Here is a 22,428-nt window from a genome sequence, read left to right as displayed (position 1 = left end):
GAATTAGCCGGATGCGGCCCGTTAGAAGTTCCCATCACTGACGACTTGCAAGGAATGCTGGTATTAGCAGCTCAGGAAAAGCAGTTAGGGGTGATGGTAGATTTTACGCACCCGAAGTCGGTTTATGAAAACGTGCGCTCGGCGATAGCTTACGGCATTCGCCCGGTAGTCGGCACTACTGGCTTGAGCAGCGAGCAAATTCAAAAATTAGCTGAATTTGCTGAGAAAGCCAGCATCGGCTGTTTGATCGTACCCAATTTCTCGATCGGCATGGTTTTGCTCCAACAAGCCGCCGTCACGGCATCTCAGTATTTTGAACACGTAGAAATTATCGAGCTGCACCACAATCAAAAAGCCGACGCCCCCAGCGGTACGGCAATTCAAACTGCCCAAATGCTAGCAGAAATGGGAAAAACTTTCAATCCGCCAGAAGTTGAGGAAACCGAAAAATTAGCCGGAGCGCGAGGTTCAGTGGCGGATGAAGGGATTCGCATTCACAGCATCCGTTTACCCGGTTTAATTGCCCACCAAGAGGTAATTTTTGGCGGCGCCGGTCAAGTTTATACTTTACGACACGATACGAGCGATCGCGCTTGTTATATGCCAGGAGTCTTGCTGTCTATACGCAAAGTCCTTGAATTACGATCGCTCGTTTACGGCCTGGAAAAAATCTTGTAGTCATTAATCATTAGTCATTAGTCATTAGTCAGGTGGAATTAATCTAACTTCTAACTTTTGACTTCTAACTTCTGATTTTTGACTTCAACATCAATCCGTTAAATCTGTTAAATCCCTTAATCTAATCCGCTTCCGAACAGACAGCCCTTGCATCCTGTACATTGCTCGTTGCCAAACTTCCTATGCTAATTCCCTTAACCCGCGAAACCTTTAAAGAACTAATTCCCGCCGTCGCCACCGGGGCGCAATACAAATATATCTGGGGAAAACCGCCCGATTTTTTGAGGCGAATGTTAATCTCTGCCGTCACCGTAGTTTTCGTCCTGGTAGTCTACAACTTCGTCGGTTCCGATGTCGGACCGCTAGTTTTAATCACCGGATTGATAGCTGGTTTGTACTGGCTGTGGGGGCCGATTTTGTGGGCGAGTTTGCGGAATGCAGAATGCCGCAAATATCAATACTGCGGTTTTTGGCAAGGGCGAGTTTTGGATATATATATTACAGATGAAATCACCAGTCAAGAAGAAACAGTCAATCAAAAAGGACAACTGGTAATAGTTGACAACCTAGAACCGCGCATCAACTTAGAAGTTGGTGACAAAACCGGATTTACTACTACACTTCGAGCTCCCTTGCGGAAAGATCACCAAGGAATTGTCCCCGGCCAAGCTGCTTTAATGTTAATTATGTCAAATCAAGAAGATTTAGGCAGAATTGCAAAAGTTTCAGATATTTATATTCCCAGCCGTGACGTGTGGGTGAGCGACTATCCTTATTTACGCAGAGATTTGTTTGTCGAGGTGAGCCAGCAAATTAAAAAAGGCAGAAAAAAAGACCGCGATCGCACTAATCAAAGCAGAGATGTAAAAAGGCGATCGTCCGCTGATTATTAAATTATTAATAAAGCCGAGTCCCTAATCCACGTTAAAGATTGTACTTGGCGGTTGAAACCGCCCAGTCTAATAAAGAAGTTTTTAACGCGGATTTAGTATTAATTTCTGCTCGAATGTCGAGTTTTCGGACGCCAGAAAAATTCAGACAGCTTCATTTTTGGTTGACCTAGCCGTTTTCGCCACGCTTCCATATAAGTGTAAAATACCGGAGTAAGATACAGGGTTAAAACTTGCGAAAACAGCAATCCACCGACGATCGCAATTCCCAACGGACGGCGCGATTCGGAACCGCTACCAACTCCCAGGGCGATCGGCAAAGTTCCAATTAAAGCCGCCATCGTCGTCATCATAATCGGACGGAAGCGGACGATGCAGGCTTCGTAAATGGCATCAAACGCGGTTCTGCCTTCTTGGCGCTGTTTCTCGATCGCAAAATCTACCAGCATGATACCGTTTTTCTTGACAATTCCCACCAGCAGAATAATCCCGATAAACGAATAGAGATTGAGTTCAACCTGAAAGATTACCAGCGTTAACAGTGCACCAAATCCGGCTGACGGCAAACCTGACAAAATTGTCAGCGGGTGAATGAAATCCTCGTACAAAATGCCGAGAATTAAATAAATCACCACAATAGAAACCAGCAACAACCAACCTAAATCGTTAAAAGATTGGTTGAATACCTGTGCTGCACCTTGGAAACTTGTTGTCACTGACGGCGGCAAAACATCCTTTGCAACTTTCTCGATAGCTGCGGTTGCTTGACTCAGTGATGTGCCTGGAAGAGTGTCAAAGGAGATTGTAGCAGAGGGCAATCCAGTTAGGTGATTGACGGTTAGCGGGCCGACTGTTTGGGTGACATTTGCGATCGCACTTAGCGATATCATTTGTCCGGTGTTCGATCGCACGTAAAGCATCGACAAAGCACTCGGATCGCGCTGATACTCAGGCTTTAGTTCTAACACAACCGTAAATTGATTGTTCGGGGTATAAATCGTCGAAACCTGTCCTGAAGCGTAAGCTGCGCTGAGGGTTTTTTGCACTTGTTGAGCACTAACGCCGACGGCTGCGGCTTTGTCGCGATCGACTTTAACTTGAAGCTGAGGCGTGCTCAGTTGCAAATCGCTATCCACACCGCGCAATCCCGGTAGCGTTTTAATTTTAGCTAACAATTCCGGCACCGCTTGACGCAGCGCTTGCAAGTCTAAACTTTGCACCGTAAACTGATATTGTGAATTTGTTTGTTGACCGCCGATCGGAATCGCAGCAGGAGAGCGTAAAAAAGCTTGAATGCCGGGAATTCCGCGCAATTTAGGAGTCAGTTGTTGGATGATTTCGTCGGCACTGAGGCGGCGCTGCGATCGGGGTTTGAGCCTAATGGTAATGCGTCCGTTGTTAGCCGAGGCGTTCGGGCCGCTCGCACCTACGGTTGAGTTTAACGCTGCGATGTTGGGATTTTTCCGAATGATATCAACGATTTGTTGTTGGTGAAGCAGCATATCTTCAAACGAAATATCTTGCGCTCCTTTTGTGTTAGCCATCAGTTGTCCGGTGTCTTCAGTCGGAATAAAGCCTTTCGGAACCAGAACGAACAGATAAGCCGTAAACACCAGCAGAATTACAGAACCAATCAGCGTCACGAAACGGTATTTCAAAACAGGTTTTAGCGTCCATTCATATCCTTGCAGCAACAGCTCGAATCCCCGCTCAGAAAGGTGGTAGAAGCGATTTTGTTGGTGTTGGTGGGACGATTTGAGAAATCGACTGCACAACATCGGCGTCAGGCTCAGAGAAACAAATCCCGATACCAAAATTGCCACAGAAATTGTCACAGCAAATTCGTGGAATAACCTACCGATTAACCCGCCCATAAACATGATGGGAATAAATACGGCGACCAATGAAAGCGTCATTGAAATAATGGTAAAACCAATTTCTTTCGACCCTTTTAATGCTGCTTCTAGCGGTGCTTCTCCCATTTCTTGGTGGCGAACAATATTTTCGAGAACCACGATCGCATCATCCACCACAAACCCCACTGAAAGCGTCAGCGCCATCAGAGACAGGTTATCTAACGAGTATCCCAACTGATACATCACCGCAAACGTACCGATAATCGCCACAGGCAAAGCTAAACTCGGAATTAGCGTCGCTGTGAGGTTCCGCAAAAATAGAAAAATTACTAAGACAACCAGACACACCGACAAAACTAAGGAGAACTTCACATCGTCTACAGAAGCCCGAATTGATTGAGAGCGATCGTACATAATTCCCATTTCGATCGATTGGGGAATTTGTTGTTTGAGTGCGGGTAACATTTGCACGATCGAATCGACGATTTCGACAGTATTTCCATCGGGTTGAGGCTGCACTGCCAGCAAGATTGCAGGTTGATTTGTAACATTTTTATCGGTGTACAAATTCAAGACTTTGTTATTCTGTACGTCGTCAATCACGTTTCCTAAATCTTGCAGCCTCACTGCTGCGCCATTTTTGTAAGCAACGATCAGCGATCGATATTCTGCTGCACGGTTCAATTGACCATTTACCTGAATTAAATAGCTTTTGTTATCGCCAGCAAGGCTTCCGGTTGGCAAGTTTACATTTCCTTGCGTAACTGCGGTTCTAACTTGATCTAATCCGATTCCCCTTGAGGTCAATTCTCGCGGATCGAGTTGAATCCTCACTGCATATTGTTTCTGCCCGTAAACCTGCACTTGTGCCACACCGTCGATGGCTGAGATGGGTTGCGCGATCGTCACTTCTGCGGCTTCATCCACTTCTGCAATTGGCAGGGTTTTGGAGTACAAATAAAGGTATAGAACCGGCGCAACTGAAGGGTTAACTTTGCGGTAGGTAGGCGGTTTGGGCATTCCAGATGGCAATGAACCTGCGGCGGCGGCGATCGCAGCTTGTACGTCTTTAGCAGCAGAATTCACACTGCGGCTGAAGTCGAATTGTAGGGAAATGTTCGCGCTACCGGTGGAACTGGTGGAGTTAAACGAATTGAGGCCAGCTATTTCAGTGAACTGTCTTTCTAGCGGCGCGGCAACTGAGGATGACATTGTTTCGGGGGTTGCACCGGGTAAGCTAGCAGAGACACTTACAAAGGGATATTCAACGTGAGGCAGGGCGCTAATTGGTAGCAGGAAATAACTCATCAAACCGAAGATTAGAATGCCGCTTGTGACCAGTGCGGTCATTACTGGGCGGCGGATAAAGATTTCTGAAAGGTTCATAAAAATTGGTTGGTAGTGAGATGTCGAACCGTGAGGACACGGCAGTGCCGTGTCCCTACAATTAATCGAGGTAGGGAAACGGCATTGCCGTGTCCTCCTCGCGAGGATAATCGATTATTTTGGGGCGCAAGAAACGGTATTGCCGTGTCCTCTTAAAACGGTTATTTTACCGTCCTCATTTAAACGAAAAGACTTGCCGAAACTTCACCTCGCTGAGCTTTTTCCGCCACGATTCCATGTAGATGTAAAATACGGGCGTGAGATACAGTGTCAAAACTTGTGAAAACAAAAGTCCGCCGACAACGGCAATTCCTAACGGGCGGCGAGATTCCGAACCGGCACCAACTCCCAGGGCGATCGGCAATGTTCCCATTAGTGCCGCCATTGTGGTCATCATAATCGGCCGAAAGCGCACTAAGCAGGCTTGATAGATTGCTTCCGCTGGTTTTTTGCCGTCGTCGCGCTGGGCTTCGATCGCAAAATCCACCATCATAATGCCGTTTTTCTTAACAATTCCTACCAGCAAGATGATGCCGATGAATGAATAAACGTTGAGCTCAACGCCAAACAACATCAGCGTTAATAATGCGCCAAATCCCGCCGAAGGCAATCCCGACAGAATTGTAATTGGATGGATGAAATCTTCGTACAAAATACCGAGAATCAAATAGATTACCAAAATTGCCACGGCCAACAGAAACCCTAAACTCGGCAGCGAACTTTGAAATACTTGGCTAGCGCCCTTATAATTGGTAGAAATGCTGTCAGGAATTACCGATTTCACGATTTTGTCGATCGCACTATTTGCCGTTCCCAGCGCCACCCCGGGAGCGAGGTTGTAGGAAATTGTCGCAGCATTCATCCGCCCGACATGGTTGACAATTAACGGTGCAGTTCCCGGAGTGATTTTGGCAAAAGTTGCTAGCGGTACTTGTGTTTGACCGCCAGAAGCATCACTCGAATTACTGCCCGCTGTAGCGATGTAAAGCTGCATCAAAGCATTGGGATCTTTTTGATACTTTGGTTCTAGTTCCAAAATAACTTGATACTCGTTGGTCGCACCGTAAATCGTGGAAACTTGGTAAGCGCCGTAAGCATTTCTCAGGGTGTTTTCAATTTGACTGGCAGTAATTCCTAATGCTGAGGCTTTGTCGCGATCGATATCAATTTTGATTTGAGAAGTCATCTGCAAATCGCTATTAACATCCTGAATTTCTGGCATTGCTTTCATTTTGTCAACCAGTTGCGGGACGTATTGCCGCAGTGGTAGAACGTCAGAACTTTGCAGCGCGAGTTGATACAATCCAGTGCTTTGTTGAGTGCCAAGCGGGATTGCCGGAGGATTTTGCAAGAAGACTTGAATGCCGGGAATCTCTGCTAGTTGCGATCGCAAATTCTGCACAATTTCATCGGCTCCCATCTGCCGCTGCGCTCGCGGTTTCAGCCGAATAAACAAGCTTCCCGAATTTCCGGCAACTGCCGCCCCGCCGCCATTTGCACTCGCTCCTGCCCCGATATTCGAGTTAACTGCTTCCACATTTGGATCTTGGCGAATCGCGCTGACAACCGCTTGCTGGTGGCGAACTAATTCATCAAAAGAGGCATCTTGTGCAGCTTGAGTAATCCCCGTGATTTGTCCGGTGTCTTGGCTGGGAATAAAGCCTTTGGGAACCGCGATAAATAGTCCAACTGTGACAAACACCATTGCGAATGACAAAATCATCGTGGTGCGGTGATATTTTAAAACTTTCTTGAGGCTCCAATCGTACAAACTTAAAAAGCGATCGAATACATACTCTGAAGCTCGATAAAGTCGGCTTTGATTGGCGTGATTTACCGGACGCAAAAAACGGCTGCACAACATTGGTGTCAGGCTCAAAGATACAAAGCCTGACACCAAAATTGAAACTGCAATCGTCACTGCAAATTCATGAAACAAGCGCCCCAACAACTCGCTCATAAATAACATCGGAATAAACACCGCCACCAAGGAAAGCGTCATCGATAAAATCGTAAAGCCGATTTCCCTAGACCCGTTTAGCGCCGCTTCTCGCGGGCTTTCTCCTTCTTCTATGTGGCGGACGATGTTTTCGAGCATGACGATCGCATCATCGACTACAAAGCCGACGGATAGCGTCAGTGCCATCATCGACAAGTTATCTAGCGAGTAGTTGAATAAGTGCATCACCCCAAAGGTTGCGATCAGCGAAACCGGCAGCGCTAAACTGGGAATGACTGTTGCAGACAGATTGCGTAAAAATAAGAAGATTACTAAGATGACTAGGGCGATCGTCAAAACGAGGGTAAACCGAACGTCGTCAACGGAATCGCGAATTGATTGAGACGCATCGTACATCACCCCAAGTTCGATCGAACTCGGAATCTGAGTTTTTAAGTTGGGCAGCAATTTTTGAATCGTCTCTACAACTTCTACAGTATTTGTGCCCGGCTGTCTTTGAATCGTGAGGATAATTGCGCGATCGTTGTTATACCAACTAGCAAGTTGAGTATTTTCTACGCTGTCAACCACTCGCCCTAATTGTTCGAGATAAATAGGCTGTCCATTTTTGTACGTCACAATTAAACGACGGAATGCTGCTGCATCCTGAAGTTGTCCGTTGGTTTGCACCGTAAAGTTTTTATGGCTACCGGAAAGGCTTCCTGTGGGTAAGTTGACGTTTCCTTGTTCGATCGCAGTTTGCACTTGATCGATGCCAATTTGCCGCGTTGCTAACTGTTGCGGATCGAGTTGAATTCTAGCAGCATATTTTTGAGAACCGTAAATCTGTACTTGCGCCACACCGGCGATTGTCGATAGCTTTTGCGCTAAATAGGTTTGTGCGTATTTATCAACCTCAGAAAGCGGAAGCGTTGGGGAAGTGAGATAAAGGTAAAGAATCGGCCCGTCGGCGGGGTTGACTTTGCTGTAGGTAGGCGGATTTGGCAAATCGTTGGGCATTTGGCCCGAGGCCGAGGAAATTGCCGATTCCACATCTTGCGCCGCATCGTCAATATTGTGGCTGAGATTGAACTGAAGCGTAATTTGAGTTTTGCCGCTGGTACTGGTGGAGGTTAGCGTATCGAGTCCAGCAATGCTGGAAAATTGCTTTTCTAGCGGGCGCGCCACCGATGCGGCCATCGTTTCCGGGCTAGCGCCGGGCCGGGAAGCGCTGACTTGAATCGTGGGATAATCGACGTTTGGTAAATCGCTAATCGGCAGTAAGCGATAACTCATCCAACCAAAAATTAGAATTGCCGCCATCACCAAGGTGGTCATAATTGGACGGCGAATAAACGGTTTTGAGAGATTCATTAGTTATAAACCTTTCTCTGGTAAATGAGGTACTCTTGGGGATTGGGCATGGGGCATTGGGCATGGGGCATTGGGCATGGGGCATTGGGCATGGGGCATTTGACTGGTTTTGACTGGTTCCCAGGCTCCAGCCAGGGAATCCATATCCAGAGGCTCTGCCTCGCCTGGGAAAATGGAGGCCGAGCCTCCGGAGCGGCATTACCAGGCTCCAGCCTGGTAACGAGTACAATCCTCAAGCCCCCGCATTTATCCGTGGGGTCAATCTAAAATCTAAAATCTAAAATCTAAAATCGATTGACTGGTTCCCAGGCTCCAGCCAGGGAATCCATATCCAGAGGCTCTGCCTCGCCTGGGAAATGGAGGCCGAGCCTCCGGAGCGGCATTACCAGGCTCCAGCCTGGTAACGAGTACAGCGCCAGATAGCAGAATTGAGCAGAACGATCGCCCTAGGGATTCTTGCGCGATTTCCATGACTTATTTCCCGATGGATTGGAATCGCCGCCAGATTTTACACCTGTTTCTTTGGCTCCAGATGTGTCTGAATTATTATTGCCTTTAGTATTATCTAAATTATCTTTAGCATCGGCTGCGGTTTTAATGCGAATCTTGCTACCATCCACCAGATTTGCTTGTCCGTCGGTGACAACTTCATCACCCGCATCCAGACCTTTTTGGATGACAGTTAAGCCGTTGATTGTATTGCTGACAACTACAGGCACATTTTCCACTGTATCGTCTTCTTGGGCGACAAATACGAATTGTCCGTTCGGCCCTGTCTGTACAGCTTGTGAGGGAACAACAATCGCATTTGGTTGTTGACTTAATGTTAGAGTTGTGTTAACAAATTGACCTGGGAAAAGTTTGCCATCTGCGTTATTAAAGTCGCCAATCAGTTGAATTGACCCAGTGGCATTGTCAACCGTATTGTTCACAAATGACAAGGTTCCCGATATCGGACGATTGTTTCCAGCAAAGGTGACATCAACTTTAAGTTTGCCGTTATCCGCGTATTTTTGGATTTGTGGGAGGTTGGATTCAGGAACCGAAAAGGCAACTTGAATTGGATTAATTGTGGAGATTGTCACCAAAGGTTTGTCGGTGCTTGGTTGCACCACATTGCCGACTGTCACCAGAATATTTCCGGCACGCCCGTCGATCGGCGCATAGACCTTGGTATAGGATGATTGCACTTGAGCATTTTTCAAGGCACCGCCGTCTGCACTCAACCCAGCTTGAGAACCCTCGATCGCAGCCCGATCGCCTTCCACTACGGCCCGAGCATTCTCAATCCCCACTAAATCGCTTTTGACCGCCGTCTCAGCATTCTCAATCCCCACGAGATCGCTTTTGACCGCCGTCTCAGCATTGGCGATCGCCACTTCATCACTTTTAACGGCTGCCTCAGCATTGGTAATCCCGATGCGATCGCTCTTTACCGCCGTCTCAGCATTGGCGATCGCTTGCTGGTCAAGATCCACCGTTGCCGCAGCGGCTCGGCTGCTGGTAGCGTATTGTTGGGCTTGGTCTTGACTGATTACTCCTTGTTTGTAAAGCTCTGCATAGCGCTGACTTTGGGCTGCGGCATATTGGGCTTGAGCTCGATCCTTGGTCAAAGTGGCGATCGCTTGCTTGACTTCTCCCTGGTCTTTTTCCAGAGTCATTCTGGCTTGTTCGACGACTCCTTTGTCTTTAGCAAGAGTCATTCTGGCTTGCTGGACAATTCCTTGGTCTTTTTCCAGGGTCGCTTTGGCTTGCTCGACCATTCCTCGGTCTTTGTCAAGGGTTGCTCTAGCTTGTTCGACAACTCCTTGGTCTTTAGAAAGGTTGGCTGTGGCTTGTTGCACCTGTGCTTGGCTTTTTGCTACGATTCCTTGAGCTTGCTGGATCGACGCAGTTTGAGAGCGATCGTCGATCGAAAACAGCAGTTGTCCTTTCTTAACTTCTTGTCCTTTCTTGAAATAAACTCCTGTAATCCGCCCGCTAGCTTGTGGTGTCACCGATACAGTAGAACTCGATTGCACGTTGCCGATCGCTTGCAACTGTATTGGAACAGTTTTTTTCGTTACTGTTGCCACTGTCACCGGAGTTATTTGCAGTCTACCGCTGCGGCTCGGTTTTTCCGCTTTAGGAACAGTCGATCGGACCCAAACCAAAAATCCCAACCCACCCACCAGCAGCAACCCCAGCAGAAACAGCGCAATCCGCCCTTTCGCCAGCACCTTTTCCGTCGGTTGTTTGGCTGCAACACTTTCCGCCGGTTCGCTCTCCGGCAATGTTGGAGCTTCCTGAAAAACTTCACGGAGAGCGTCTTTTGGAGTTTCACTAACAATTTCTACGTTGTGCGTCGGTTGCTCGTTCAGCTTCAGATTTTGGTCAGAAACTTTAGGGCGAGTGCCATTCCGACTTTCACTAATAATTTCCTCGATCATCACAAACCTCTGTGGAAAAATAACTCTTAAAAACAGTTGAAAAAAACTGTCAGGGAAGGAAACTGCAACCTAAATCATCAGGTTTCGCGAGGATGTCAAAAAAATCATTTACCCTCACCTCGATTCGGCGATCTCAATCTGGTCTGAGGTTTAGGGCAGCTATAAATTACTATGAGAAGTTTTTAGGCTACTTAGAAATTGCTCTTATAGGACTTACGCTCATCAACTCGGTTTCTGGTAGAAATCTTGGGAAAGTCAACGAGGCACCCAAAGAGTGAAACCGGGAAAAATCAGCCCACACGGGCAAGTCCTGTATCTGTTTTGCACTGCAAGTTGCCCAATCAGAGCGTTATTGCGAACTTGTTTGAGACTGCTTTTGCCCCCGAGGATAAGCAGTCTTGAGAATGTCTTTAATTTTTGTCCTTTGTTCGGCGGTGAGATTTAGCTCGGACAAAGCTTTCCGCATTTTTTCACCTCCCTTGACTTTAGTTTCCAACTGTTGTACCTGCTCGGGCGTCAACACTGCTTCGACTTGTTTGCGAATTTCCTCGCGTTTCTGTGCGCGTTCTGCATCCGTTGCTTTCGGTTGCGCTGAACTTGGAGTTGCAGTCGCCGCGACAGATTGAGCAGTTTGAGTGGAAGCAGAATCCGCCTTCGCTTGGTCGGAACTTACTGGATTGGTCGCAGTCGTGTCAGGTTGGGTAGCTTCGGAAGTATTGGATTGCCTACTAGCAGACAAACCGCCTACCAAAAGTGCACCGACGAGGACAAATGCTGCTGCGATCGTTGTTCTTTTCATGCTTCACTGCCTCTAATTAACCTTCACCCACAAATCTTATAGGCTAAAATCAGCCAGCGCATGGCCCAAGACTCCTAACCTAACCAGTCAAAAAGCACTTTGCGGTTGTGACTTTTTTCCTAGTCCCAAACCCCAAAATCAGTCTAAAAGGTTCTATCGGCAGCGTTGGCGGATTCGCTAAGCTGCTACACATGAATTGTTTGTTATGGCAAAAGGGGAGCGCGGGACAGTGGGACAATGGGAGAATTGGAGAGTGGGAGAATTGCTCAATGACCAATGACCAATTCCCTCAACATTCATCCGTTAAATCCCGATTCACTGCGCGTTGCCGAACGTCCTTCCGAACATAAGGGGGTAACGTGTTTTTTGACTCCAAGATACCTTCTACAATTAGGTCAGCGACCTTGCTTGAATCGCTCCAGCTTTTGATGGGGAAAAGTTCTATGATTCGCTTGACCTATCCGTCCTTTCGTTTGTTACTTTATTTGGAGTGGCTGCTGCTGGCGACGGCAGCCTTGATGGAAGTGCTGCATCCGTTTCAGTCGCTCTGGTCGCCGCTGTTACGGGTTGGCGCGATCGCACTTTTTGGCGCGATCGGGTTGCGTTTGCCAACAGTTCGGTTAGGTAGAAAAGTTTTATTTACAGCCCTAGAATTTGGCTTGATTTTGCTGCCAATTGTCCGCGAAGGGTTATCGAGCCGATCGAGCTTTTTGCTTTTTCTCGTGCTGCTGATGCGCAGTTGTCTGATCTTCCGCCAGCCCGGGCAGGTGACAGTCTTGGGTTTAGCCCTGCTGTCCTATAGCTCGCTACTGTTATTAAAACCTATTTTACCTGAAAAAGTTATTGCAACTGTTTGGGAATGGCGATTTAGCAATGTGTTATTATTTGGCTTGACATTAGTGTTCGCTTTATTGTTAATTAATGCGTTGATTGCGGAACGCCAAAGCCGAGAGCAATTAGAAATTGCCCATGATAAATTAGCCATAACTCACGAACAACTCCGCCACTATGCACTGCGAATTGAAGACCAGGCAACTTTGCAGGAACGCAATCGGATTGCTCGCGAAATCCATGACGGACTCGGACACACCCTCGCGGCTCAAACCATTCAGCTCAATAATGCCCTATTGTTATGGAAATCGGAGGATGAGAAAGCGGTCGCGTTTCTAAAACAGGCGAAACAACTCGGATCGGAAGCTTTGTTAGAAATTCGCAAATCGGTTTCGGTTTTGCGATCGAATCCTTTGCAAGGATTGTCACTCGAAAGTGCGATCGACAAACTTCTGCAAGACTTTCAGCGCATGACTGGGCTCGAAGTTTCCAACTCGATTCGCTTACCAGTTCTGCTATCTCAGGAAATCAATACAACACTTTACAGAATTGTGCAAGAATCGCTCACAAATATTCACAAACACGCTGATGCAACGATGGTGACAGTTGGGTTGCAGCAACACGCAGGACAGATTTATTTGTCGATTGCTGACAACGGCAAAGGCTTCGACCCTGCACAAAATACCACTGGCTTCGGACTCCAGGGAATGCGCGAACGAGTGGCCGCTGCGGGCGGTCAATTTGCGATTTACAGCAAGTCTGAAAACGGTTGCCGGATTTCGGTTTCTTTGCCCTCTCAAAAAATATAGAAATTAGCGGTTTCAACCGCGTATATACAAACTTTTGTCCCTCTCTAAGAGACTGAAGAAAGGATAATGCAGTGCGGTTTGCCCCACGCTAATTGATGCGAGGATTGTTATATGATTCGGATTTTGCTAGTGGACGATCGGCATATTATTCGCCGGGGAATCAAGAGTATCCTGGAATGCTATTCTGATATGCAGGTAATTGGTGAATCTGAAAACGGACAGGAGGCGATCGCACAAATTCCCATCCTACAGCCCGACATTGTGCTGATGGATATTCGGATGCCCGTGATGGATGGCGTAGCAGCAACCGGGGCGATCGCACAATCTTATCCCGATACAAAAGTCTTGGTTCTCACCACATTTGATGACGATGAATATGTCAGCCAAGCAATGCGGCTGGGTGCAAAAGGCTACCTGCTCAAAGATACCGAACCCGACGAACTTGCGTTAGCGATTCGCGCTGTTTATAAAGGACACACGCAACTCGGTCCCGGATTGTTTGAGAAAGCCCTGATGACTCCTGCTGTAACTAATTCGACGGTTGTTTCTCCGCCAGAATTAGAGCAACTCACGCCCAGAGAATTAGAAGTATTGCGTTTAATAGCTTCGGGCGCGAACAACCGAGAAATTGCTCAAACCTTATTTTTGTCGGAAAACACGGTAAAGAACTATGTAACGAATATTTTGAGTCGGTTAAATTTGCGCGATCGAACTCAAGCCGCGCTGTTGGCTCATTCACTCTTCAATTAGGGACTTATTGATGCCTGAAAGCGACAATCAAAGCCTTGCTCAGAGGCAGATTTAGCCACTTTCTTACCACCCGATTTTTTACGCCCACCCATCCGCGTCAGCAGCACACAAAATCATCAACTGTTCCCCTCTTGGCCGTAAGCTTGCCAAGCCAAATCGACCAGCCCGTTAACAATAGCCACAGCTACCACCGCAGAGCCCTTGCGGCCCTCAATCCGAATGTGAGGAATCATCGAATCATGCAGCCGCGACTTAGCCACGTCCACCCCCACAAACCCAGAAGGCGTCCCAATTACCAAAGCCGGCCGAATTTCCTCAGATTCAATCAAATCTACGATCGCCGACAAAGCAGTTTGAGCCTGGCCCACCACAAAAATCCCTTCAGGATAGCGTCTTGCCAAAGTTTCAATCCCCCAAGCAGCCCGCGTCCTTTCCTTTTGGGGGCGTGTCAAAGCCTCCATCGAACAGTAAACCGGATTGGCAAACGTACTTTGGATCAAGGGCGTAATGCCCACCTGCACCATCGGCACATCTACCACGATCGTAGTCCGAGCAGCCAAAGCCGCCGCCCCAGCCTGCAAAGCCTGATCGGAAAAACTAATTAAAGACTTGTACTCAAAATCAGCAGTCGCATAAATCACGCGGCGGACTATTTCGTACTCCGCCGCTGAAAAACCGTGGTCGCCAATTTCGTTATCGATTAATCCCAGACTCTGGGCATCGCTTACGTGCCATTCCATTTGTTGGATAGCTGTCGCCTGTGAGTTGTCAGGTATCAGCTTACCAGCTTTTAGTCATTCGTTGACTGTTGAGTAAAATCTGCCAACTGCCAACTGACAACTAAGTTTCCGACGACGAAGAAGATTTGCCCAACACCGGAGTCAGGAATGCCACCAAAGCTCCGATCGCAAAACCCGCCACATTCCGAACCACAGGCAACCAGTCAGAAGTCCGAGTCACCACCGGCCCAAGTCCGAAAGCGAAAAACAGAATTCCCCACAGCGGCGAAAAAATCAGCGCCCACTGCCAAGCCACAACCTGTCCCGGCTTGCGAGGTTGAGCCGCAAAGCCGCAGATGACGCCACCAACTACCGACGTAATTAACGTCAGAACCCACTGTTCCCTCGGCAAACCGGGAACCACGCGGCATCCGCCCTGACGCAAACAGCCTTCTATCGACTCCAAAGATTCAATAATCGCTCGATCTTCGCCATTGTCCCGCACAAAAAATTGATTACCGTAGCGGGTTTGCAGTTCCACCCAAAAAGTGCGTGGCAGCAGCGGATACAGCGAGTCGCCCACATTAAAATTGAGCAAATTGCCCCCTCGGGGGTCAGCAACTAGCAACACACTCTTGTCATCTAGCCCCCAATAACTTTTGACAGCCAAACCGGGCGTGCGATCGTACTGAGTCAGCACTCGCAGTTTCCAACCGGTTTCGGCTTCAAATGCCTTTAAATTTTTTGCCAAATTTTGTTCTTCAATATCCGTAAGGGCTTTAGCTAAGTCAATGATCGGCGTCTGAGTTGAAGGCAACAAATCGGGATTATTGAAAGCGTGGGCCGCAGGTGCGATCGCCCACACCGACAAAGCCAGACAAAATGCGACAACAGAGGCTAGAAATTTTCGCGGGAAAAGCTGTGACATAGGAACTTATAATCCGGGTCTTAATTGTGAATGCTAGCTGGCCGTCTTAACCAGAGGATAAGAGAAAACTCATTTTTCTTTACAATTATTTACTTTACAGGAAGCCGAGAGCAAGGGGAAGGAAAAAATAGTTTTTGAGAAACGGAGAGGGGGAAGGGGGGAGAACTTAGCATCGAGATCCTCAAGGGGGTGAGTAACATCGAAAATCGAAAATCCACTGCATCCCCCAATCTAAAATCTAAAATCTAAAATCTAAAATCGATTTGGTTTTGCCCCAACCCCCTCACAGAGAAGCCGATCGCGATCACTCACATTAGGATTAGTTCTCAGATAATCTCCCACCCAGTCGCAGCCCCTCACCAGCAAATCGTCAAGATCCAAATTCCATAAAATCACCCGATTATCTCGGCCTGCAGAAGCAAGAACCTTCCCATCCGGGCTAAAACTCACGCTCATCACGCTATCCTTGTGACCCGTCAAAGTTTTCAGCAAAGTCCCGCTGCGACTCCAAAGCTTCACCTTATGGTCATAACTGCCGGAAGCAACCAACAAACCATCCGGGCTAAAACCCACGCTAGTCACGCTGTCGCTAGAACCCTTCAGCAGCGTCGCCACCAAAGTCCCATCTACCTTCCACAGCTTCACCGAATTGTCGTAACCAGCCGAAGCCAGCATTTTGCCATCAGGGCTAAAAGCAACCCCCAACACAAAACTGTTGTGAGCTCCTTCAAAAGTTCTTAGCAAACGACCGTCCCGATTCCAGAGTTTGAGAGTACCATCATCGCTTGCAGAAGCCAGCATCGAGCCGTCGGGACTGAAAGTCACTCCAGTCACCCAGCCTGTGTGTCCCGTTAAAGTTTTAATCAGCCTGCCGTTTCTAGTCCAGAGTTTCACAGTCTTATCCTTGCTCGCCGAAGCCAGAACCTCGCTGTCGGGGCTAAAACTCACGCTCATCACGCTGTCGGCGTGGCCGTCGAGAGTGAACAGCACAGAAGGCGAACACGGGAATAGCGGAGCCGAAGGACAAGGGAGAATATTATTCATGCCATCTTCTGTCAAACTCCACACCTTCACCGTTTTGTCGTAACTCCCAGAAGCAAGTAGCTGGCCGTCGGGGCTGAAACTGACGCTGGCGACTCTCTGAGTGTGTCCTTCCAAGGTTTCTAGCAAAACTCCCGTGCGGCTCCAGAGTTTGATAGTGTTGTCGGTAGAAGCAGAAGCCAGCCTTTGGCCGTTGGGGCTGAAAGTAACGCTTTGCACCCGGTTTTGGTGTCCGTCGAGGGTTTTGAGCGGCACGTCATCGAGTCGCCACAGCCTGATAGTTTTGTCAAAACTCGCCGAAGCCAAGGTTTTGCCTTCCGGGCTAAAACTCACCTGAGTAACTCGATCGGCGTGTCCCTCAAAAGTTCTCAGTAAGCGACTCTCTGGTTTAATGTTGCTAGCATCGGTTGGGCGTTTGTCGCCAACACCAGCAAGACTCCAGAGTTTGACAGTCCCGTCTGCACTTCCCGAAGCAAGTGTTTGACCGTCGGGGGAGAAACTGACACCAAATACCCACTTGCTGTGTCCCCGCAAAGTGGTTAGCAGTTCACCTTTTTTTGCTTGTGTTGAATTTTCTGTTGGTGGGTGTTTGAGTGCAGCGATGCTCCAGATTTTCACCGTTTTATCTTCACCCGCACTGGCGATCGTTTCACCATCGGGGGAGAAACTGACGGTGTAAATTTTCGAGGGTTGTCTGTTTTCGCTGTGCCATAAATTAGCGATTAACCTGCCGTCCGAACTCCACAGTTTCACACTACCGTCATCACTCGCCACAGCGACTATTTTGCCGTCGCGGCTGAAGCTTAGCCAATTTACGGGAGCAAATTGTTCGATCGTTCTCAGCAGCGTGCCGTCGGTTTTCCAAAGTTTGATAGTTTTATCTGTAGAGCCACTGGCGATCGTTTGACCGTCTGAACTAAAAGCAACGCTGGTAACGCTATTAGTATGCCCTTTGAAAGTTGCCAGCAAACTGCCGTCTGTTTGCCAAATTTTGACAGTTTTATCTAAACTTGCCGAGGCTATGGTTTTGTTGTCGGGACTGAACGCCACACAGGAGACACTGTTAGTATGGCCTTTGAAAGTTGCCAACAAACTGCCGTCGCGTCGCCAAAGTTTGACGGTTTTATCTACACTGGAAGAAGCTATTGTTTCGCCGTCTGGACTGAAGCTAAGACCCCAAACTACATCGCCATGTCCTTCCAAGCGGTTGCGTTCTTTGACTCCATAAACTGCCTGCTGGAGGGCCGCAGAAATCAGAATTTCGGTGTCTTTGAGAGTATACATTTGCTGGGAATGTTCGATCTGTTTCCACTTTTTACCAGCTCTCAAACTTTCCATCATGGCGTCAAATTTGTTGTTTGAGAAATAAAGTGCTTCAGAAGCTGCTGTCAGGGTACTGATTTCGGCTCGCTGAGTTTGAGCGACAGCTAGCTGTTTTTGACCAACGGCCCGCCACCAAAAGTTTACGGCGGCGATGGTGGAACTGGTTAGCAGCATGACGCCGATCACTGCTACTCCCAGCAGTTGTTTGAGAAAAGTATTGGCTCGGTAGAGCTGTGCTTGACTCATTTTTTTGTCTGCTTCTGCTTTGTGCAGTCTGGCTTCTAAGCCGAATCTTTGGCGGATTGGTCGCACTAAATAGTCGTGTACCAATTGATAGCGGTCTTCGGGCGCTTCCCGTAGCAGAAATAGCAAACCATGACCAACTAAAATGTCTAAAATTAAGTCGAGGTTGTCGGTTTTATTTGGTCGGTTTTCAGAGTCTTTTGCGAACTGTCGGTGTAAGGGAATTCGGTTTCTGCCGATCGGCGATAATTCGGTTTCGCGGGCATCGGCTGGCTGCGGGCCTGTAACTAACGAGAGTTCGTGTTTGGTTTTTATCAGGCGAACGCCTCTTTCATCTGTCAGGGAAAATAAGATTTTCCACGCTGCATCTTCGTTAACCAGACCGCAGTCAGAGATGACTCCTTCGAGCGATCTTTTCACTAATTCTGCTTTGGGATTGTCCCCCAATTGCTGGTATTGCGCTAGACTGGTAATACCTTCTTCTTGCAGTTGCGCTCCTACTACCTGCAATTCGATTGGTCGCACTTCTTGCAGTTCGTCTGCTAAATCTTCTACGAAGGCATCGATCAGTGCCGGCTCTAAATAAAATTCCGCCCGTTCTGTTAAGTGTCCAATGACAGCCCGCGCGTCTTTGATAGAAAAACTCCGCAGTTGGTAGCGGATACTTTTGTCGAGAATATTATTGTTAATAGCGTCAAGATTTGGAAAGCGATCGCAATCTAGTAAGTAGTGCAAATAATCTTCGCGCAAGCACAGAATTATCTTGACATAAGGCAAATTCAAAAACAAACGCAAAAAATTATAAAAAAGTTGTCTTTGTGCCACTGAAGTCGAAACAAAGAAAAACTCTTCAAATTGATCAAAAATCAGCACAGTCAACAAATTATTTGTGGCATTTTCGCGCAACTGCTCTATAATAAAAGAAGAGACTTCCGAGCTGCGAGCAGGAATAACCGAGCAACTTCTTTTGTGGATTTCCTGTAGTCCTTTCGAGATTAATTTACTTTCCTCTTCGGCTTGTTTGTCGTACAGTGCGCTGTTCAAAGCATTTTCTAACTCCACCAGCCAGTCGGTGTAAACTTTGACTACTACGGGCAATGTATCCCGCGCGCCCGGAGTAATATTTTTCAAAGCTGGTACTAAGCCGGCATTGACTAGAGAACTTTTCCCGACGCCGCTGGGCCCGTGAATAATAGTTAATTTATGGTCGTCCCTGCTAATTCTTTCTAGCAAGCTATTGATATCTGTTTGGCGCGAGTAAGCTGTCATTTCCGCTGCGATAGCAGCTTGGTTTTGAGCTGAGGGACCTGAAGGATTGACCGCTTGGCGCTGCTGCTGCAATTGGCTGGCTCCGATAAAAGCTCTAAATCCGTATTGATATTCGATCGACCGCTGGGTTTTTTTAATCCGAAACGCTTTCAGATACTCTCCCTGCTCGAAATAAACCGCTTGCAGTTCCGTCAAAATATCGATGTAAAGTCGGGGGTCGTACTTCGGCTCGCTTTGAGATTGAGCTAACTCCAAAGAATGAACCGCCGCTTCCCATTGCCCTAGCTGTCGCAAACTTCTGGCTAAAAGTAAAAGATACGAACTCCTGTCGGATTTAGGATGTTGGATTTTAGATTTGGGTTCGTTACTTAACTCGTTAGGACCCACAAATTCTGGATAATTTCCCTCAAACCCCAATCTCAAATCTTCAATCAGCAATCTCAAATCATTAGGCGTTTGATCCAAAATCGCCAAAGCCAACTCTGCTAACTGGCGGGCTTGACTCCACCTCGACTGTTGCAGGGCAACTTCAGCCAAAAAGCCGTAATCTTGAGCTAGTTGACTGGGAGTACCGTAAGTGAAGTGCAACTGCAAAGAATTTTCAGCTAATGCTTGCAACTCTCCCCACGCTTTCAGGCGCTGCAGCACTTCTCCGAGGTGTGCTGTCACCTCAGCTACCAATTCGGGGCGTGAGGCAAGGGAGAAAGCGTTTCTAGATTGTTCCAGGCTAATCCAAGCTTGTTCCCAGTGTTGGCGGTTGGCTACCGGATTTCTGGCTGCTTGCAAGCGGTGACACAAGGCTATGTGAAATAGCACTATCCCTTCTCTCTCTAAAAATAGGATGTTGGGGACAGGATTGGACAATGAGCAGGAGAGGGTTTCTGGGTTTTCGGAATTTTCCCAGTTTTCGAGTTCCCAATTGCCAGTTTGATGCTGCCAAAATACTAAGCTTTCTTGGTAGTGAATTAAGGCAGTTTCGGTTTGGTCGCTGACATAGTAATCTCGACCGAGAACGAATTGCAGGCTGGCTTTGAGGGAGGGTTCTAATTCTTCACCGCGATTTTGTAAATCTCTTAAAGCTAATTCTAGTTCTCGGCGTGGCAAAGAGCCGATCGCCAAATCGAAGGTATTGCCCGGACTCAATGGCGAATACGAGTGGACATCTGATTGTCGTCGGTTTTGGGGCCCTGAGTTAAAAGTTAGAAAGCGTTCTCCAGAGCTGATTTCGCGCTCCAGACCGCGTTTTTCGCAGGGGGTCTCGCAGGTCTCACAATTAGCTATGCTGCTGACGTTGCTACTGGCGAGTTCTTGATTGAGTTCGCCTATTTTAAATATAGTATCGGCCCGCTTAGCGAGGAAATTAATTAATTCGTCAACGCCCATTTCAAATTTAATTGTGGCGGCGGCCCAACTTTTGAAATCCGGGGCTAGACGGATCATTTTGGTCACGATGTCATCTGTTACCCACAAAATCACTGGGCAGGAAAAATTTTTGCGAAATTCGTCTCGCACTTGATTGGTAGATGCCATCAGTTCGTCGATCGCTACTACTGTTTCTAAACCGAATACCATCAAAGCCGAGGCGGCACCGACAGGGGAGTACCCCTTCTGGAAAGTGCTGGCCTGCAGAGTAGTGTAAAGGGTTTTGACTGAAGCTGGCAGGAGGAGATCTTGAATTGGAACTGGGGACACTTCTCGCAGCCGCTGCGCTATTTGCTGCCGCAACTGCTCGTAGTTGCAGCGCACCAAAATTAGCGAGAATTGGTGTTGAGACATTGTGATTGACCTGACCAGAGTTTTGAGCGAGCGCTCGTTGTAGTTGGCAGTTTCTTGTACCTTAATTAGATCGGTCATGCGTGCACCTCTTTTGCATTAATCAATTACCTAACGCTCGCCAATCGTGACTGAAAGCGTATCTACTTAGACATAGCCGTCTCTGTCTGACGCTTTATCTCTGTATAAATACGTAGTTTTCCATACTTGTCTTATCAATACTTACATAGTTATTAGATCCAATGTAAAGATATCATACCGCTCAATCTTAGAGAATGCTAGACTTCCCAATAAAAATTTAAGGTCACCATTAGATTTTTTGATTCAGCTACATATAAAGGACTAGAGAGCGTAAATAGGCAACTGCTAAGTTAATGATCATACCGACTGCTAGCTATTAGTAAACAACTTCGATATATCTGTAGCAGGCATTTAAAACAACCGGAAAAAATGTCGTCCGCGATGAGATTATGTGAAATCAATAGCAACAGATAAAAACAGAAATAGGGGGTCTGACATTGCAGATATGAGAGTTGAGAGTGGGCAAAGTCCTTAGTGGTGGCAAAGTTTTACACGACAATAACATTCACCGCCTATAGCCAGCATTCAACAGAAATCAGCCAGTGGCAAAAACCGCTGACTGATTTCTGTATTGGATGGTAAGATTTCGGAGTTGTGAGCGATGAATTTTTAGTTAAATATTTTCTAATTTCCTCGTGGTTAAGGGTTCTTAGAGTCACGAAGCTATCTCACAAATCCCAACTATTTTGCTTCACAGCGCTGCAGCCACTCCTTATATTTTCTGGTTTCTGCTAGAGCTGGATTAATCCCAAACCAACGGCCTTCTTGATCGCGGTATTCAAAGACAAACATACTTCGCAACAAGATTTGAGACTCTTCTTCGCCGGTTACACTTTGTCGGGTGACGACTTGAAACAGCAATTCCCATTCCATGTCATTGATGGCTCCCAAAAGGTCATCGCGATATTCTTGAATGACGCTTTCGAGGCATTCGCGAGAGAAGGGAGGGTCTTCGTGCTGCAAACAGCTATACAAAAGCATCAGTAGATTGCGAACGTGACCGCCACTAATCCGGCAAAGCCGATCTAAAGTTTCGGGAGAGTCAAACACCTGGGAAATCAAATCGATGCGTTGATGGGGAGCAACTGCGGGGAAAGCTCTGGCTAATACTAACTGCCGCAGCAGTGCCATTCCTTCAATGTGGTCGTCGCCCGATCGCATTTGCACCGGTACCATCGGCATCACCTTGGGTTTGACTCCAAATCGACTGGCGAGGCGGCCGAAGTCGTTGGAAAAAATCAAAGTCAGGGGAATCGTGTAGACGACATGGCAATTAAGTTTTTTCAACTGTTCGCCGCGGTCTAAAAACA

The 22,428-nt window shown here is 47.5% G+C and carries 11 protein-coding genes and 1 pseudogene; 4 read left to right on the top strand and 8 right to left on the bottom strand.

Annotated elements, in window-relative coordinates; genetic code table 11:
- The coding region (gene dapB, locus QUA38_RS14935; RefSeq protein WP_333162996.1) for a 4-hydroxy-tetrahydrodipicolinate reductase at positions 1 to 678 on the top strand (678 nt) is incomplete at its 5' end.
- 182 nt (positions 679 to 860) lie between these two features.
- On the top strand, positions 861 to 1,571 hold the full coding sequence (locus QUA38_RS14930) for a phosphate ABC transporter permease (protein WP_333162994.1): 711 nt from the start codon (positions 861 to 863) through the stop codon (positions 1,569 to 1,571).
- A 98-nt stretch (positions 1,572 to 1,669) separates the two neighbouring features.
- On the opposite strand, the gene QUA38_RS14925 is transcribed toward QUA38_RS14930, so the two are convergent.
- The 4 genes from QUA38_RS14925 to QUA38_RS14910 form a co-directional block, all read right to left on the bottom strand.
- Positions 1,670 to 4,810, bottom strand: coding sequence for an efflux RND transporter permease subunit (locus QUA38_RS14925; RefSeq protein ID WP_333162992.1), 3,141 nt, complete (start codon positions 4,808 to 4,810; stop codon positions 1,670 to 1,672).
- Positions 4,811 to 4,985: 175 nt separating this feature from the next.
- On the bottom strand, positions 4,986 to 8,123 hold the full coding sequence (locus QUA38_RS14920; protein ID WP_333162989.1) for an efflux RND transporter permease subunit: 3,138 nt from the start codon (positions 8,121 to 8,123) through the stop codon (positions 4,986 to 4,988).
- Between the two features lie 446 nt (positions 8,124 to 8,569).
- Positions 8,570 to 10,552: an efflux RND transporter periplasmic adaptor subunit gene (locus QUA38_RS14915; protein WP_333162987.1), complete on the bottom strand. Its 1,983-nt coding sequence runs from the start codon at positions 10,550 to 10,552 to the stop codon at positions 8,570 to 8,572.
- Positions 10,553 to 10,901: 349 nt separating this feature from the next.
- The gene (locus QUA38_RS14910) at positions 10,902 to 11,351 is read right to left on the bottom strand and encodes a hypothetical protein (protein ID WP_333162985.1); all 450 of its coding nucleotides are present in this window, start codon (positions 11,349 to 11,351) and stop codon (positions 10,902 to 10,904) included.
- Between the two features lie 443 nt (positions 11,352 to 11,794).
- On the opposite strand from QUA38_RS14910, the gene QUA38_RS14905 reads away from it, so the two are divergent.
- Positions 11,795 to 12,991 (top strand): sensor histidine kinase, encoded by a 1,197-nt coding sequence (locus QUA38_RS14905; protein WP_333162983.1) that lies wholly within the window; start codon positions 11,795 to 11,797, stop codon positions 12,989 to 12,991.
- Between the two features lie 111 nt (positions 12,992 to 13,102).
- The gene (locus QUA38_RS14900) at positions 13,103 to 13,741 is read left to right on the top strand and encodes a response regulator transcription factor (protein ID WP_333162981.1); all 639 of its coding nucleotides are present in this window, start codon (positions 13,103 to 13,105) and stop codon (positions 13,739 to 13,741) included.
- A gap of 116 nt (positions 13,742 to 13,857) precedes the next feature.
- Here QUA38_RS14900 and QUA38_RS14895 read toward each other — a convergent pair whose 3' ends face one another.
- The 4 genes and pseudogenes from QUA38_RS14895 to QUA38_RS14880 all read right to left on the bottom strand — a co-directional run.
- Complete coding sequence (locus tag QUA38_RS14895; protein WP_015179019.1) at positions 13,858 to 14,481, bottom strand: precorrin-8X methylmutase; 624 nt, start codon at positions 14,479 to 14,481, stop codon at positions 13,858 to 13,860.
- Positions 14,482 to 14,581: 100 nt separating this feature from the next.
- Positions 14,582 to 15,388: a TPM domain-containing protein gene (locus tag QUA38_RS14890; protein ID WP_333162979.1), complete on the bottom strand. Its 807-nt coding sequence runs from the start codon at positions 15,386 to 15,388 to the stop codon at positions 14,582 to 14,584.
- Positions 15,389 to 15,640: 252 nt separating this feature from the next.
- The gene (locus tag QUA38_RS14885; RefSeq protein WP_333162977.1) at positions 15,641 to 21,118 is read right to left on the bottom strand and encodes a WD40 domain-containing protein; all 5,478 of its coding nucleotides are present in this window, start codon (positions 21,116 to 21,118) and stop codon (positions 15,641 to 15,643) included.
- Between the two features lie 681 nt (positions 21,119 to 21,799).
- Positions 21,800 to 22,428, bottom strand: a pseudogene (locus QUA38_RS14880) (ATP-binding protein); the annotation flags it as partial.

The organism is Microcoleus sp. Pol12B4, assembly GCF_036701385.1.
In the GTDB taxonomy this organism is placed as follows: domain Bacteria; phylum Cyanobacteriota; class Cyanobacteriia; order Cyanobacteriales; family Microcoleaceae; genus Microcoleus.
This window is presented reverse-complemented; position numbering and strand designations above follow the sequence as displayed.